The sequence below is a fragment of the Gemella bergeri ATCC 700627 genome (assembly GCF_000469465.1).
Taxonomy (GTDB): domain Bacteria; phylum Bacillota; class Bacilli; order Staphylococcales; family Gemellaceae; genus Gemella; species Gemella bergeri.
Genome location: NZ_KI271835.1, coordinates 1 through 1398, shown reverse-complemented (window position 1 = coordinate 1398; position 1398 = coordinate 1). Strand labels below are relative to the sequence as shown.

Here is a 1398-nt window from a genome sequence, read left to right as displayed (position 1 = left end):
TTCTTCATCTATTGTTACTTTTGGTTTGTACGGAAGTATTTCTCCTGTTTTTGGATCTATTAGTCTTACTTCTAGATATTTTTTCCCTCCTTTTTTACTTGTCATTCTGTATAACTGTGGTTGTGTTAGTTTTTTCGCGTAATCTATAGCTCCTTCTCTTCTTGCTTGTTCTCTTAGAGCGTACTTTTTACTCCATGTAACTAGAACTTTTTCTTTTATAGTTTCTTTTCCTATTTTTCTTTCTCGTATAAATGATTTTTTCGCAAATGTCATTTCTTCATTTATTTCCCAGTTACTTTCTTCTAATATAAAGTTTTGTATTTCTTTTGAGGCTCCTCTTTTTCCTCTATGTTTTTGTGAAAATAACCATCCATCTTTACTTTTCCCCATATAGCTTACATTTTTTTCACTGTTCATAGCTTTATCTGCCACTACTATTAAACGTTCTATTCCAAATTGTTTTTTTATTGTTTCTATAGCTGGTAGATAAGTTACCGGGTCTGTTTGGTTCCCTTTAAATAATTTATAACTTATTGGTATTCCGTTGGTATCCATAAATAAGCCTAGTTGTACTATTGGATTGGGTCTGTTTTCTTTACTTGCTCCTTTTCTTCGTATTTCTTTTTCGAATTTTTCTTTTGTTTTCTCATCTTCTTGTGCTTTGTTTTGTAATTTTTCTGGTTCTTCTGTTTCAAAGTAGTAGTTTGTAACATCATAAAATACTAATGTTGCTTTCCTGTTTGTTATTTTTGATATTTCTTTGTGTAGATGTATTTGTAATTCTTCTTTTATTTCGTCTAGTTTATCTAACCCTCTGTAAATACTGTTTAAGTTTATCTCCCAGTTTCCATATAGTTCTTCTTGTGCTTTGTAGCTTGATATTTTACTATTGGGTTTTAATATTCTTTGTATAGTTAGTAATCTTAGGATATTTGTTATTTTGTCACTTCTTTTTTTATCTTCATACTTTTCTAGAAATTTCTCAATTTTTAATTCTTTGTATATACTGTCTATTATTTTCCAACCGTATATTTTATCTGGTTCATTCATAGGTGCTTCTAAGTCATATGTTACATCTATATAATTATCTTTATTGAATTTTCCTTCTTTTGCTTCTTTTTTTAATCTTTCTAGTATTCCTGGTTCTTCTTGTTCTAGTTTATCTAATCTACCATAAGTATGAATTGTTCTTTGTTTTACTTTGTCTCCTTCTCGATATCCTTCTACTAAGTATACGTGTTTTTTACCTTCTCTGTTTTTTGTTACTTTTATATATGCCATATTTCTATTATAACAAATATAACCGTATACAACAAGAGAAAAAATGAAAATAATAGACTTTTTTCGTTGGTATTACTACTTTTTTGTCTATTATTTTTCTTCCTAAGTGATAAACTC

General features: G+C 28.4%; 1 protein-coding gene. It reads right to left on the bottom strand.

What is annotated here, in order from left to right:
* Window positions 1-1281 (bottom strand): IS1634 family transposase (locus HMPREF1983_RS03780; protein ID WP_021752973.1); only part of this gene is annotated, 1281 nt, incomplete at its 3' end.
* Window positions 1282-1398: the final 117 nt, after the last annotated feature.